Origin of the sequence: Sphingobium sp. SA2 (assembly GCF_032227065.1) — a bacterium.
Taxonomy (GTDB): Bacteria; Pseudomonadota; Alphaproteobacteria; order Sphingomonadales; family Sphingomonadaceae; genus Sphingobium.
On record NZ_JAPMXX010000006.1, the window covers coordinates 789135 to 801741 of the forward strand.

11 protein-coding genes and 1 tRNA gene are annotated in these 12607 nt (G+C 64.6%); 6 read left to right on the forward strand and 6 right to left on the reverse strand.

From position 1 onward, the window contains the following. Positions 1–187: 187 nt before the first annotated feature. Positions 188–700 (reverse strand): outer membrane protein assembly factor BamE, encoded by a 513-nt coding sequence (locus tag OVY48_RS11440; RefSeq protein ID WP_037479027.1) that lies wholly within the window; start codon positions 698–700, stop codon positions 188–190. Between the two features lie 164 nt (positions 701–864). Here OVY48_RS11440 and OVY48_RS11445 point away from each other — a divergent pair, with 164 nt between their 5' ends. The 3 genes from OVY48_RS11445 to dinB are packed head-to-tail and all read left to right on the forward strand — an operon-like array spanning position 865 to position 3061. Then, on the forward strand, positions 865–1392 hold the full coding sequence (locus tag OVY48_RS11445; RefSeq protein WP_313922904.1) for a ubiquinol-cytochrome C chaperone family protein: 528 nt from the start codon (positions 865–867) through the stop codon (positions 1390–1392). After that, a complete protein-coding gene (locus OVY48_RS11450; RefSeq protein WP_313922905.1) occupies positions 1389–1919 on the forward strand; it encodes a DUF177 domain-containing protein in 531 nt (176 codons plus the stop codon). The genes OVY48_RS11445 and OVY48_RS11450 overlap by 4 nt, the downstream gene beginning before the upstream one ends. A gap of 53 nt (positions 1920–1972) precedes the next feature. Beyond that, positions 1973–3061: a DNA polymerase IV gene (dinB, locus tag OVY48_RS11455; RefSeq protein ID WP_313922906.1), complete on the forward strand. Its 1089-nt coding sequence runs from the start codon at positions 1973–1975 to the stop codon at positions 3059–3061. Positions 3062–3067: 6 nt separating this feature from the next. Here the strand turns inward: dinB and OVY48_RS11460 are convergent, their stop codons facing one another. Further along, entirely contained in the window at positions 3068–3844 is a 777-nt protein-coding gene (locus OVY48_RS11460) for a DUF1134 domain-containing protein (protein ID WP_037477148.1), read from the reverse strand. Between the two features lie 226 nt (positions 3845–4070). On the opposite strand from OVY48_RS11460, the gene OVY48_RS11465 reads away from it, so the two are divergent. Next, a tRNA-Ser gene (locus OVY48_RS11465) sits at positions 4071–4162 on the forward strand. A 26-nt stretch (positions 4163–4188) separates the two neighbouring features. Further along, positions 4189–4740: a phosphotyrosine protein phosphatase gene (locus OVY48_RS11470; protein ID WP_313922907.1), complete on the forward strand. Its 552-nt coding sequence runs from the start codon at positions 4189–4191 to the stop codon at positions 4738–4740. On the opposite strand, the gene OVY48_RS11475 is transcribed toward OVY48_RS11470, so the two are convergent. From OVY48_RS11475 to OVY48_RS11490, 4 genes are all read right to left on the reverse strand, one after another. Next, complete coding sequence (locus OVY48_RS11475; protein WP_313922909.1) at positions 4709–5923, reverse strand: carboxylate--amine ligase; 1215 nt, start codon at positions 5921–5923, stop codon at positions 4709–4711. The two genes, OVY48_RS11470 and OVY48_RS11475, sit on opposite strands and share 32 nt — an antisense overlap. Then, complete coding sequence (locus OVY48_RS11480) at positions 5920–6900, reverse strand: hypothetical protein (protein ID WP_313922910.1); 981 nt, start codon at positions 6898–6900, stop codon at positions 5920–5922. The genes OVY48_RS11475 and OVY48_RS11480 overlap by 4 nt, the downstream gene beginning before the upstream one ends. A 141-nt stretch (positions 6901–7041) precedes the next feature. Then, a complete protein-coding gene (locus OVY48_RS11485) occupies positions 7042–7539 on the reverse strand; it encodes a flavin reductase family protein (RefSeq protein WP_313922913.1) in 498 nt (165 codons plus the stop codon). A 40-nt stretch (positions 7540–7579) separates the two neighbouring features. Further along, positions 7580–9841, reverse strand: coding sequence for an NADP-dependent malic enzyme (locus tag OVY48_RS11490; RefSeq protein WP_313922914.1), 2262 nt, complete (start codon positions 9839–9841; stop codon positions 7580–7582). Positions 9842–9964: 123 nt separating this feature from the next. On the opposite strand from OVY48_RS11490, the gene mutS reads away from it, so the two are divergent. Beyond that, positions 9965–12607 (forward strand): DNA mismatch repair protein MutS, encoded by a 2643-nt coding sequence (gene mutS, locus OVY48_RS11495; protein ID WP_313922915.1) that lies wholly within the window; start codon positions 9965–9967, stop codon positions 12605–12607.

The window sequence follows — 12607 nt, forward strand, 5'->3', positions numbered from 1 at the left end:
ACACCCATGCGGGCACGAGGATGGCAGGCCTATCCGATGATGATGACCGTCTTCCCCATTCCTATGCCGGTAGGCAACCCTAAAGCGACATCATTCTCCCAATCTGCTGATCGGAAGCTGCGTAGAGGCCAATAGTGTCTTGTCCAGTCGGGCGCTAGAGCCGCTGGATGGTCCGCGCGGCTAGGGTTTAACTGCCGTTGGGGCCGGGGCCGCCACCGCCTGCACCGGTACCACCCATGCCACCGGCACCGACGGCACCGATGTTGCCGAAAATCTCGTCGAACAGGCTGCGGTTGCGGCCGAGAGTCGGGGTCTTGTCCCCCGAGGGCGAAATATTGGCGACCTGTTCCAGCCCCATGCGATCGACCGCCGCGACATTGCCGGCGGCATCGAAGCGGACGCGCAGCACGGTCTGTTCCACGGGCTTGGGGTTAGAGAAGGCCAGCGCGCGCATGCTGCGCGAAATATAATACCATTCCTGCTCGCCGAACTGCGAGGTGAAGGTCGGGCGGCCCAGCGTGCCTTCGACCGAGGCGCGATTGTCGATGCCGGGCTGGACCGAATCCACCAGCAGCTTGTCGACCTGATAGCCCTGATGGGTGCGAACGCGGGTGCAGCCCGAAGCGCCCAGTACGAGTGCGCCAAGGCCTATGGCGAGCAGGATGCGCCCCTGTGCGGAATGACGGCTGAACGGACGCATCGACTTCTCCTGCGGGGGCGGACCCGCGAACCCAAGAAACATGACGCCGCCATTGCATTGGGCGACGCAGCGATCAATATGGAAATGCGCCGCCCCCGGCAAGGGGCGCGAAATATGGGGCAACGCGCGCCGCCCGCCCATCCACCATGAAAAGACGTTGCCGCATGTCCACCGCCTCCCCTTCCTTCCTGCAAAGACTGTTCGGGCGCACCGACCCCAAGGACAGTCTGATGCCGCTCTATCATGCCATCGTCGCTGAGGGCCGCCAGCCGCACTGGTATCTGGACGGTGCCGTGCCCGACACGCTGGACGGTCGGTTCGACATGATCGTCGCGATTTTGAGCCAGGTGCTGGTCCGGTTGCAGGAACAGGGTGCGACGCAGGAAAGCGTCTGGCTGACCGAAGTCTTCGTCGACGATATGGATGGGCAGTTGCGCCAGGAAGGTATTGGCGATGTCGTGGTCGGCAAGCATGTCGGCCGCATGATGAGCGCGCTTGGCGGGCGGATCAGCGCCTATCGCGCGGCGCTGGCGGGCGAAGCGGATCTGCGCGAGGCGCTGGTGCGCAACCTGTATCGCGGCGAGGCGGTGTCGGACGCGGCGCTCACCCATGTCGAAGGCGCGCTGCGGGCGCGCTGGACGCGGCTGGGTGGCCTGTCGCGCGATGCCTTGCTGGCGGGAGATATCGGATGAGCCCCGTTCCTGCACCCGAATTTTCGCGCCCGATCAAGGTCGATCAGATCGGTCGGCTTGCGGGTAGCGTGCATATCGCCGCCAAGAGCGAAGAGCGCATGGCATTGATGCGCCGTTTCGGCTTGATTGCGCTTGACCGGCTGGAAGCCGATTACGGACTTAGCGAGGACAATGGCGCGATCGTCGCGCGGGGCCGGATACGCGCCACGCTGTCGCAGCCCTGCGTCGCGACCGGCCTGCCCGTGCCGGAGCAGATCGACAGCGATTTCCTGCTGCGCTTCATCGTCGAAGGGACCGATGTGGTCGACAGCGACGAACTGGAACTGGATGTCGAGGATTGCGACACGATCGGCTATGACGGGCAGATCATCGACATGGGCGAGGCGGTGGCAGAAACGATGGCTTTGGTAATGGCTCCCTATCCCCGCTCCCCCGATGCCGATGCTTATCTGAAAGAGGTCGGCGTATTGAACGAGGATCAGACCGGACCTTTCGCGGCCCTGCTGGCGCTCAAGAACAAGACGTAGATACGGCGTAATTTTGTTTCTCTTTTGTTCTGATTATGCCATAGAATTGGGCCATGGACCCCGTGCCGCCACCGCTGCGCAAGATCATCCATATCGACATGGATGCTTTCTATGCGTCGGTGGAACAGCGCGATGACCCTGCGCTGCGGGGCCAGCCGATCGCCGTCGGCGGCGGCGGTCCGCGCGGCGTGGTGGCGACGGCCAGTTATGAAGCGCGCGCATTCGGGGTCAAATCGGCCATGCCCGGCGCACGGGCGCGGCGGCTCTGCCCCGGCCTGATCTTCGTCCCGCCCAGGTTCGATGCCTATCGCGCGGCATCGACCCATATTCGCGAAATTTTCAGTCGCTATACCGACATCATTCAGCCGCTGTCGCTGGATGAAGCCTATCTAGACGTGACGGTGAACAAGCCAGGCATCGCGTCGGCAACGCAGGTGGCCGAAGAGATACGGCATTTGATCCGCATCGAAACGGGCCTCACCGCCTCGGCCGGCGTGTCTTACAACAAGCTGATCGCCAAACTGGCATCGGACCAGAACAAACCCGATGGCGTGTGTGTGGTGCGGCCGAGTGAGGGCGCCGCCTTCATCGCGGCGATGCCGGTGCGGCGCATCCACGGCATTGGGCCAGTGACCGCGCGGCGGATGCATGAATTGGGGATCGAGACGGGGGCGGACCTGCGCGCGCGCGACCTGCGCTTTCTCCAGGCCCATTTCGGCAGTTCGGCGGACTATTATTATCGCGCGGCGCGGGGCGAGGATGACCGGCCCGTGCGCGAGCGTGAAGGGCGTAAATCCGTCAGCGTGGAGGACACATTTTCCGACGACCTGACCGATCGGGCTGCGTTGGTTACGGAGATAGACCGGATCGCCGCCAGCCTATGGACCCGGATCGACAAGGCGCAGGCCTGGGGCCGGACGGTGGTGCTGAAGGTGAAGTTCGCCGATTTCCGCATCATCACCCGGTCGCGCAGCTTCACCGCGCCGGTACGATCGCCGGACCTTCTGGCGCAGACCGCGCGGGAATTGCTGCTGGCGCAATTGCCCCTGCGTATGGGTGCGCGGTTGCTGGGCCTGGGCATACATAATCTGGAGGCGGAGGAAGCGGTCGAGCAGGGCGAACAACTCGCCCTGTCGTTATAGACCGGGTTAGAAGGGCAGCCAGTTCCGCTTTTCGCTGAACTTCATATAGCCCGCATTGACGCCCAAGCGATAGCCGACGCCCAGCCGGATGGGGATCAGCACCACATTGCCCCAGCGCAGATAGCTGGCGGTGAATCCGCCCACCAGATAGGCGGTGCCTTCGGCGGCGGGGAAGCGGTGATAGAGATCCTGCGTGTCGTAGAGATTATAGACCAGGACGAACGTGTTAGACGCATTGCCGCCGACATCGAAACCGATCGACGGCCCGGTCCAATAGACTTCGCGCTTGCCTTCGACCTTGTGGTTCAATGTGCCCGAGCCATAACGCAGACCGACGACAAACGCGCCAGATGCCTCGCGACCGGCGATATAGGCGTTGGGGCGACCCTGATCCTTCAACACCTTCTCGATCAGGCCGGCCAGCCCTTCGGCGCCTTTGCCGAACACACCCTCGGCCGCGCCGATCAAATCGTCTTCCTGGTAGGAAATGGTGGGATCGGGCGCGGCGGGCGGTGAATTGGCGGTTACCGGTGCGCCGGTTGCCGTCGCCGGATCTTCGATCGCCGGTGGGCCATCATAGACGCTGGAATCGACGCCCGGCGCGGTCGGTTGGCTATTGGCGGGAGGCGGCGGCGCGAGATCGGCATCGATGGCCGTATTGGGATCGATCGTGCGGACCTGCGCCTGCGTCGCGACGGGCGTCAGCGCCAGTCCGGCAAGCGCCACGACCCATGTGCCCGCTCGTGCAACACGGGCGGCCATTTGCCCCATTTTGCTGTTCATGCCCGTTGCTCCCCGAAAAATCTGCGCTCAATCATTTCCCCGGTTATCGGCTTTCAAGCTGAAAGGCCAATGAACGAACGCCAATCTGAGTCGATTCTGCGCCGGAACGAATAGCCATGGCGACCGAGCCTGCAAAATAGCTGTGACAGACCCGTTGCCATGCAGGAAGGCCATCGCTATAGCCCCTCCCCAGCCATTGTCCGCCTACCCGGCAGACAATTCGTGCGGAGACGTGGGTGAGTGGCTGAAACCAGCGGTTTGCTAAACCGTCGAGCCCTGAATGGGGCTCCCCGGGTTCGAATCCCGGCGTCTCCGCCAATTTTTTGCTGCAAGGCTGTTCCATCATGATCCGGTCGCGGTTCGGCACTTTCCGCGGGCTGGTGCGGCTTGCCTTATCCTATCCGCAATTGGCGCTTGGCCGATCCGCCAGCGTTGCACCCGACCCTGCGCAGGTGCGGCGATTGGTGTTCGTATGCCAGGGAAATATCTGTCGCAGCGCCTTTGCCGATGTGGTGGCGCGGGGCGCGGGGCTGAATAGCGCGTCCTTTGGTCTGTCGACAACGACCGGGCGAGAGGCGCATGGTCCCGCCATCGCGGCGGCAAGCATGTTGGGGCATGACCTGCGCGCGCATCGGGCCATCGATCTGGCCGATTATATGCCGGAACCCGGCGACCTGTTGCTGGCGATGGAGGTGCGGCAATTGCACCGGCTGGCCGCCGATCCGCGGCTGGAGGCCCTGCCCCGCATATTGCTGGGTCGATGGACCCGGCCGATGCTACCGCATCTGCATGACCCCTATATGCTTGATGACCGCTATATGGCGCAGTGTCTTGCCCGGATCGAACAGGCCGTGGGCGCGCTGGTCAGGGCTTTCCCCGGCGCACGGCTTTCCTGAACATCTGCGCCATGTCGCGCAGCCAGGGGCGCGGATCGGACAGGCTGAACACATAATAGCGCGCACGCGGATCGAAGAAGGTCAGCAGATAGGCGGTCAGGTCCGCCAGTGGGCGACGCTGGAAGAAGGGATCGCTGATCCGCGATGGCGACAGCAACACGCGCGCAAGCCGCTTGGTTTCGGGCACCATATAGCGGGCGCGGAGCGTGTCACGAGGCGTCGGCGCGACATCGGTTTGGCCAAGGACGGTGCGGCGATAGGCCTCCCAGGCGAACAGCGCGCCGCAATGGCGCGCCAGCGGCAGGCTGCCCCAGAAGCGGCCATTGACTTCCATCAGCCAATATCGGCCACTTTCGGCTTCATAGCGATATTCGACCATCGCTTGGCCCTGCCAATCGAGCGCACACAACAGGGCTTCCGATAGCAGCATCTGCGCCGCATGTGCGTTGGTCGGCTCGGCGCGGCAGAGCGTGGACACGCCGCCTTCGGGCGGCCATTCGTGCAGGCGGCGATGCTGGAAACGCAGGGTCGCTTCGCCATCGTCCATATAGAGCATTTGGCCAAGGCCCACGCCCCGGCAATATTGCTGGATCAGCGGCCAATGACCGACCGGGGCGTAGCGGTCGAGCAAGGCCGCCAATTCCTGGGGCGTACGGATATACTCGGTCTTGAACCATTCCAGCCCCGCCTGCTCCAAAATGGGCATGATTTCGGGGGGATTGGCCCATTTGGCGACCAGCGGATAGCGCATGGCCGCGACACGGGCGGCAAAATCCTCACCCGCGCGCGGTTGCCAGGTTTGTGGGATGCACAATCCGACCTGCGCCGCGATCTCCAGCGTGCGAAGCTTGTCCAGCACCTTGGCCAGAGGCTCTGGCCGAGGCACCAGCACATGGCAGCCGCCGATCACCGGCGGCAGAGCCGAAAGCTCCAGCAGGTCGGATTCTGAAATGGCCAAGACCGCCCCTGCCCTCGTGGTGGCGATCAGATCGGGCAACCATTCGGCCATCGGTCCAGAGGGACGCACCGTCATGGCAGCACAATGGCGCGACGCCGCAGCCACGGGTGCCGCTTCGCGGGCGATGCCATGGACGGGTACGCCCTTTTCGCCCAGTTCGCGCACGACCGTCAGGCCGATGGCATTTTCCAGACCGAGGACGAGCGCGACGGGATAGCGGCTCACGCAGGAACCAGTCGATGTTCGTAGCGCCAGGTCGCCCAGGCCTGCTGTGCCAGCCGCAACCCGGTGCGTATCCGGCTGGGGGGAACACGGCTTTGCGATGGTGGCGAATCATCGGCCATCGTCGGGGACAGGTCGCGGAAGCCGACTCCCCGCACCTGCGGCAAGCGTGCGGCTTCGCGGCACAGCGCCACGAACCGCGCCTTGACCATGGCATTGGGGCGCTGCCGATCCCGCGAGAGCATTTCGAAACTATGGGTGACGACCGTGAAGGCGTCCTGCCCCTCACGCGCAGCATGGCGCAACCCGGCGCGCATTTCCGCCGCCGACATGGCGCAGATTTGCGCCGGGCGGAAATGGCCGGGCCGGTCATGGATGCCTGATACCGGCAGTTCGACCACGCCTTGCATCCGCTGCGCGCCGATCTGCGCCGGATCGGCGGTAATGCCGCATTCGCGTCCCAGATAGGCGGGATTGACGCTGCTGTCCCACGCCACGCCGATCGCGGCCAGCGCCCGCAGCGTATCGTCGTTCGCGCCGAAATTGCCTGCGCGAAAGGCCGTGATGGACGGCGCGCCCGCCTGCTCCAACAGCATCTTGGCAAGACTCAGCAGGGTGATCTGATCATCCAGCGAGAAATCGCCGATATTGCGCCCTTGCCGTCCGCCGATGGGCGACTCCTTGGCCCAGGCGAGCCATTCGGTATGGATATGCATCTGCACTTCATGGCCCCGGCTCTCGATCGCCTCGACAATGGGTGCGAGGAAATCCGCGCCATGCACCAGTGCGGGCATGGGATCGAGGAAGAAGACGCCCTTGAGACCATGGCGTTCCAGCATATCCATCTGCCAGCCGATGCCATGCGCCTGCCCCCGCGCCTCCGCCCAGATCGAGCGGCTGACATTGTCGGTCAGGCTCACCCCGCGCTGATGCAGCGAAGAGGACAGCTCTGTATCGACGGTGATGAGCAGCGCGGTCATGGGCAGTCCGGTCAGAGGGCAACGCACCTGCATAGGAAGAAGGCGTTAAGGACCCGTAATATGTCCCGCTTATGTCTGGGCCGCCACAAAAGGAAAGAACAGCCCCTTTCCCGACCAGACGGCAGGCATCCCGCCCGACCGTCAGGCAATCAGCGAAAATTCGCCATAGCTGCCCTGGAAGAACAGCAACGGCCGCTCCGGCCTGTCGACCTCCAGCGCCACGACCTTGCCCAGCACGATATAATGGTCCCCCGCCTCATGCACCGCATCGAGCGCGCAATCGATCCAGGCGACGACATCATCGAGGATCGGAGAGCCATTTGCGGACACGCGATGCACGATGCCGGCGAATTTGTCCGGCCCTGGCGCGGCAATCTGGCGACACAGCGGCTGCTGATCGCTGGCCAGAATATTGACGCAGAATTTGCCGACCGCCTTGATCCGGGGCCAGCTGCTCGACGATTTGGCGGGGAAGAAGGCCACCAGCGGCGGATCGAGCGAGACGGAAGTGAAAGACCCCACCACCATGCCGACCGGTGCCCCGCTGGCTTCCATCGCCGTCACGACGCAGACGCCCGTGGGGTAATGGCCGAGCACGCGTCGGAAAGTGGCGCTGTCGAAACTCACCATGTCGCTCATGCCCGCTCGCTCCTGCAACTCATCTCATAGGCCGCGCCGGTCAGAGCGCGATCCCGCCCGCTGCTAGTACCGCTAGCGTCAGCAACTCGGACGCATTGGACGCCATCGTCGCGATCTGGACCGATTTTTCCATGCCGACCAATACCGGCCCGATCATCGATGTCCCGCCCAGTTCGCGCAACAGCTTGGCCGAGATATTGGCCGATTGCAGACCCGGCATCACCAGCACATTGGCGGGCCCGGACAGGCGGCTGAACGGATAATTTTTCATGACAGCGGGATTGAGCGCCACGTCGGCGGTCATCTCGCCTTCATATTCGAAATCGACATTGCGTTCGTCGAGCAATTTCACCGCGCCGCGCACATTTTCGAGGAAAGCGCCGGGCGGGTTGCCGAAATTGGAGTAGGAGAGGAAGGCGACGCGCGGGTCGTGGCCCATGCGCCGCGCGACCGCGACGGTGCCCTCGGCAATGTCGGCCAGTTCGCTCGCGGTCGGACGTTCATTGACCGTGGTGTCGGCCAGGAAAACCGTCTTGTCCTTGGCCACCATGACATGGATGCCGAACGGCGTGCGACCGGCGGCCGGGTCCATCACTCGCTTCACCTCGCGCAGGGTCTGCGCATAGGGACGGGTCATGCCGGTAATCATCGCATCGGCAACACCCATCTTCACCAGCAACGTGCCGAAGATGTTGCGATCGCGGTTGACCATCCGTTCGCAATCGCGGCGCAGATAGCCGCGCCGCTGAAGCCGGGCGTAGAGCAGATCGACCATGTCGGGGACGAGCGGCGAATTGACGCTATTGTGCAGTTCGAAACTGTCGGGATCGCGCACGCCCAGCGCCTTGAGCTTGTCGACCACGTCGCCGCGTCCCACGAGTACCGGCACGCCATAGCCAAGGTCACGGAACTGGATGGCGGCGCGCAGGACCACTTCCTCCTCCGCTTCGGCGAAGACCACGCGCTTGGGGTTGGCCTTCGCGACTTCATAGGCGGTGGTCAGGACCGAAGTGGTCGGATTGAGGCGGGCCTTCAATGACTGGCGATAGGCCGCCATGTCGGCGATCGGCTTTTGCGCCACGCCGCTGTCCATTGCGGCTTGTGCGACGGCAGAGGGCACGACTTCCATCAGGCGCGGATCGAAGGGCGCGGGGATGATATAGTCGGGGCCAAAGCTGTGCGAACGGCCATAGGCCTTGGCGACTTCTTCGGGCACCTGCTCGCGCGCCAGTTCGGCGATGGCGTGGGCGGCGGCGACCTTCATCGCTTCGTTGATCGTCGTCGCGCGCACATCAAGCGCCCCCCGGAAAATGAAGGGGAAGCCGATGACATTGTTGACCTGGTTCGGATAGTCCGACCGGCCGGTCGCCACGATCGCTTCGGGGCGCACCGATTTCGCATCGGGCGGGGTGATTTCGGGGTCCGGGTTGGCCATGGCGAAGATGATCGGCTTGTCGCCCATATCCTTGACCATGTCCGGCGTCACCGCACCTTTGACCGAGAGGCCCAGGAACACGTCAGCGCCCTTCATCGCTTCCTTGAGCGTGCGCGCGTCGGTCTTGACCGCATGGGCCGACTTCCACTGGTTCATGCCCTCGGTGCGGCCTTGATAGATCACGCCCTTGCTGTCGCACATGATGACATTGTCGCCGGCGACACCCAAAGCCTTGATCAGTTCGGTGCAGGCGATCGAGGCCGCGCCCGCGCCATTGACCACGACTTTGAGGTCTTTCAGCTCGCGCCCGGTCAGCATCGCCGCGTTGATGACGCCTGCCGCCGCGATGATCGCGGTGCCATGCTGGTCGTCATGGAACACCGGGATGTTCATCCGCTCCTTGAGCGTCTGTTCGATGATGAAACATTCGGGCGCCTTGATATCCTCAAGGTTGATGCCGCCGAAGGTCGGCTCCATCAATTCGACCGCGTCGATGAAGCGATCGACATCCTCGGTCTTGAGTTCGATATCGATCGAATCCACGTCGGCGAAGCGCTTGAACAGCACCGCCTTGCCCTCCATCACCGGTTTTGACGCCAGCGCGCCAAGATTACCCAGGCCCAGGATCGCCGTGCCATTGGTGATGACCGCGACCAGATTACCCTTGGCCGTATAGTCATAAGCGAGGGCTGGATCTTTCGCGATCGCCAGCACCGGCACCGCGACGCCAGGGGAATAAGCGAGGCTGAGGTCGCGCTGCGTCGCCATCGGTTTGGACGCGATGATCTCGATCTTGCCGGGACGACCGGTCGAATGGAAAAACAGCGCCTCGCGCTCGGAAAATTCCACACTCGACTTGTCAGTCATCGATTATCCGCCTCTTCTGTCCGTTGCCTTGGCCCTAGCGGCAAGCCATGCTTGGGGGCAAGTGCGAGAAGGCCGCTTTTTCGCGCTCTTTCCTGCGCGCCGCCTTGCCGCTATCCGGGCGGGATGCGCAGCGCCCCGGACACGTCCTCACCCCTTACGCCCATGATGGCGCAATATCTGACGCTCAAGGCCCAGGCACAGGACTGCCTGCTCTTCTACCGCATGGGCGATTTCTTCGAACTCTTCTTCGATGATGCCAAAGCGGCGGCGGCTACGCTCGATATCGCGCTGACCAGTCGGGGTGAACATGATGGCGCGCCGATCCCGATGTGCGGGGTGCCGGTCCATAGCGCAGAGGGCTATCTCGCGCGGCTGATCAAGGCGGGCCATCGCGTCGCCATCGCCGAGCAGACCGAAACCCCGGCGCAGGCGAAGGCGCGCGGGGGCAAGACGCTCGTGGCGCGCGACATCGTGCGCTATGTGACGGCGGGCACGCTGACCGAGGAGACGTTGCTTGATTCCCGGCGCGACAATATGCTCGTCGCGCTGGCGCAGGTCGGCGGAGACAGCGAGATCGGGATCGCCGCCGCCGACATTTCGACCGGCCGGTTCGAGACGATGACATGCCGCGCCGCCGACCTTCATGCCGAACTCGCGCGCCTGCGCCCCAGTGAAACGGTGGTGGCGGAAGGATCGTCGCTCGACCTGCCCGACATGCATATGTTCGATCGCACGGCCTTTTCCAGCACGCGCGCCGAAGCGGCGCTCAAGCGGCTGTTCGCGGTCGCGACGCTCGATGGATTCGGCCAGTTCGGCCGCGCGGAGCTGGCGGCGATGGGTGGGCTGATCGCCTATCTCGACCATGCGGGCAAGGGCACCCTGCCCTTCCTGGCTCCACCTTTGCGCCAGACGAGCGGCGGCCATGTCGCGATCGACGCGGCGACGCGCGAGAGTCTGGAGATCGTCGCGACCACCAGCGGCGCACGCGCTGGCAGCCTGCTGGGGGCGGTCGATCGCACCGTGACGGGCGCGGGCGCGCGACTGCTGGGGCAGGATTTGTCCGCGCCGCTGATGGATCTCGACCGGATCGAAGCGCGGCTGGGGCTGGTGCAGCTGTTCCACGACGATGCTGGGTTGCGCGACCAGTTGCGCGCGGCGCTGCGGGCGTTGCCCGATATCGGCCGCGCGCTGGGGCGGGTGGCGGTCGGGCGTGGCTCGCCCCGCGATCTGGGGCAATTGCGCGACGGTCTGGGTGAAGCGCGGCTGTTGCGCGAACGGCTGGGGCACCTGCCTGATCCGCCGCTGTTGCTGGCGCGGCTGCTGCCCGCTCTCGATGGCCATGGCGCGCTGGTCGATGCGCTGTCGCGCGCGCTGGTGCCCGCGCCGCCGACCGAGACGGCGAACGGCGGCTATATCGCTGATGGCTATGATCCGGCGCTGGACGAACTGCGCCGGATGGCAGGCGACGGCCGCCGCGCGATCGCCGCACTGGAAGCCAAGTATCGCGAGCAGACGGGCATTGCCACGCTCAAGATCCGCCATAATGGCGTGCTGGGCTATCATGTCGAGGTGCCTGCCCGTGCCGCCGATGCGCTGATGGTGCCGACCAGCGGCTTCACCCACCGCCAGACGCTGGCCGGCGTCGTGCGCTTCAATTCGGTCGATCTGCATGAGGAAGCCGGGCGCGTGGCGCAGGCGGGGGCCCATGCGCTGGTCGCCGAAGCCGCGCATCTCGAAGAGTTGATCGCCGCCGTGCTGGACCGCAAGGCCGACATCGCACGGGCGGGCCAGGCGCTCGCCCGGCTCGACGTGGCAGCGGCGCTCGCCGAACGGGCAGCAGAGGGCGGCTGGCAGCGGCCCCATCTGATCGCCGATGACGGGTCCAACCCCTGCCTGTCGATCAGCGGCGGGCGGCATCCGGTCGTGGAGGATGCGCTGCGCCGCGACGGCCAGGCGTTCGTCGCCAATGATTGCTGCCTGGTCGCCAACGACCGGCTGTGGCTGGTCACTGGCCCCAATATGGGCGGCAAGTCGACCTTCCTGCGGCAAAATGCGCTGATCGTCATCCTGGCGCAGGCGGGTGCCTATGTCCCGGCGCAATCAGCAACGCTGACATTGGTCGATCGGCTGTTCAGCCGGGTGGGCGCGTCGGACAATCTGGCCAAGGGGCGATCGACCTTCATGGTCGAGATGGTCGAGACCGCCGCGATCCTGGCGCAGGCGACGACGCGCAGTTTCGTCATTCTCGATGAAGTGGGGCGCGGCACGTCCACCTATGACGGGCTGGCGCTCGCCTGGGCGGTGGTAGAGGCGGTGCATGAGGTCAATCGTTGCCGCTGTCTGTTTGCCACCCATTATCATGAACTCACCCGGCTGGCCGAGAGCCTCCCCGCCCTGTCGTTGCACCATGTTCGGGCGCGCGAATGGAAGGGCGATCTCGTGCTGCTGCACGAACTTAGCGACGGACCGGCTGATCGCAGCTATGGTCTGGCTGTCGCGCGGCTGGCGGGCTTACCCGCGCCGGTGCTCAAGCGCGCCAAGGATGTGCTGGCCCGTCTGGAAGCGGGCAAGGCGAAGACCGGCGGTATTGCCGCAGGGCTGGACGACCTGCCGCTGTTCGCTGCCGCCGCCGCGCAGGAAGAGGTTGCGCCCGACCCGGTGCGGGCGGCCATCGCGGCGATCGACGCCGATGCGCTGTCCCCGCGTGAGGCACTCGATCACATATATCGATTGAAACAACTGGCAGCGGACGCGACGCCCGACTAG

Coding starts and splice junctions, on each gene's coding strand:
- OVY48_RS11450 (WP_313922905.1), top strand. CDS start 1,389: ATGAGCCCCGTTCCTGCACCCGAATTTTCGCGCCCGATCAAGGTCGAT.
- OVY48_RS11460 (WP_037477148.1), bottom strand. CDS start 3,844: ATGAACAGCAAAATGGGGCAAATGGCCGCCCGTGTTGCACGAGCGGGC.
- mutS (WP_313922915.1), top strand. CDS start 9,965: ATGCGCAGCGCCCCGGACACGTCCTCACCCCTTACGCCCATGATGGCG.
- OVY48_RS11490 (WP_313922914.1), bottom strand. CDS start 9,841: ATGACTGACAAGTCGAGTGTGGAATTTTCCGAGCGCGAGGCGCTGTTT.
- OVY48_RS11470 (WP_313922907.1), top strand. CDS start 4,189: ATGATCCGGTCGCGGTTCGGCACTTTCCGCGGGCTGGTGCGGCTTGCC.
- dinB (WP_313922906.1), top strand. CDS start 1,973: ATGGACCCCGTGCCGCCACCGCTGCGCAAGATCATCCATATCGACATG.
- OVY48_RS11480 (WP_313922910.1), bottom strand. CDS start 6,900: ATGACCGCGCTGCTCATCACCGTCGATACAGAGCTGTCCTCTTCGCTG.
- OVY48_RS11485 (WP_313922913.1), bottom strand. CDS start 7,539: ATGAGCGACATGGTGAGTTTCGACAGCGCCACTTTCCGACGCGTGCTC.
- OVY48_RS11445 (WP_313922904.1), top strand. CDS start 865: ATGTCCACCGCCTCCCCTTCCTTCCTGCAAAGACTGTTCGGGCGCACC.
- OVY48_RS11440 (WP_037479027.1), bottom strand. CDS start 700: ATGCGTCCGTTCAGCCGTCATTCCGCACAGGGGCGCATCCTGCTCGCC.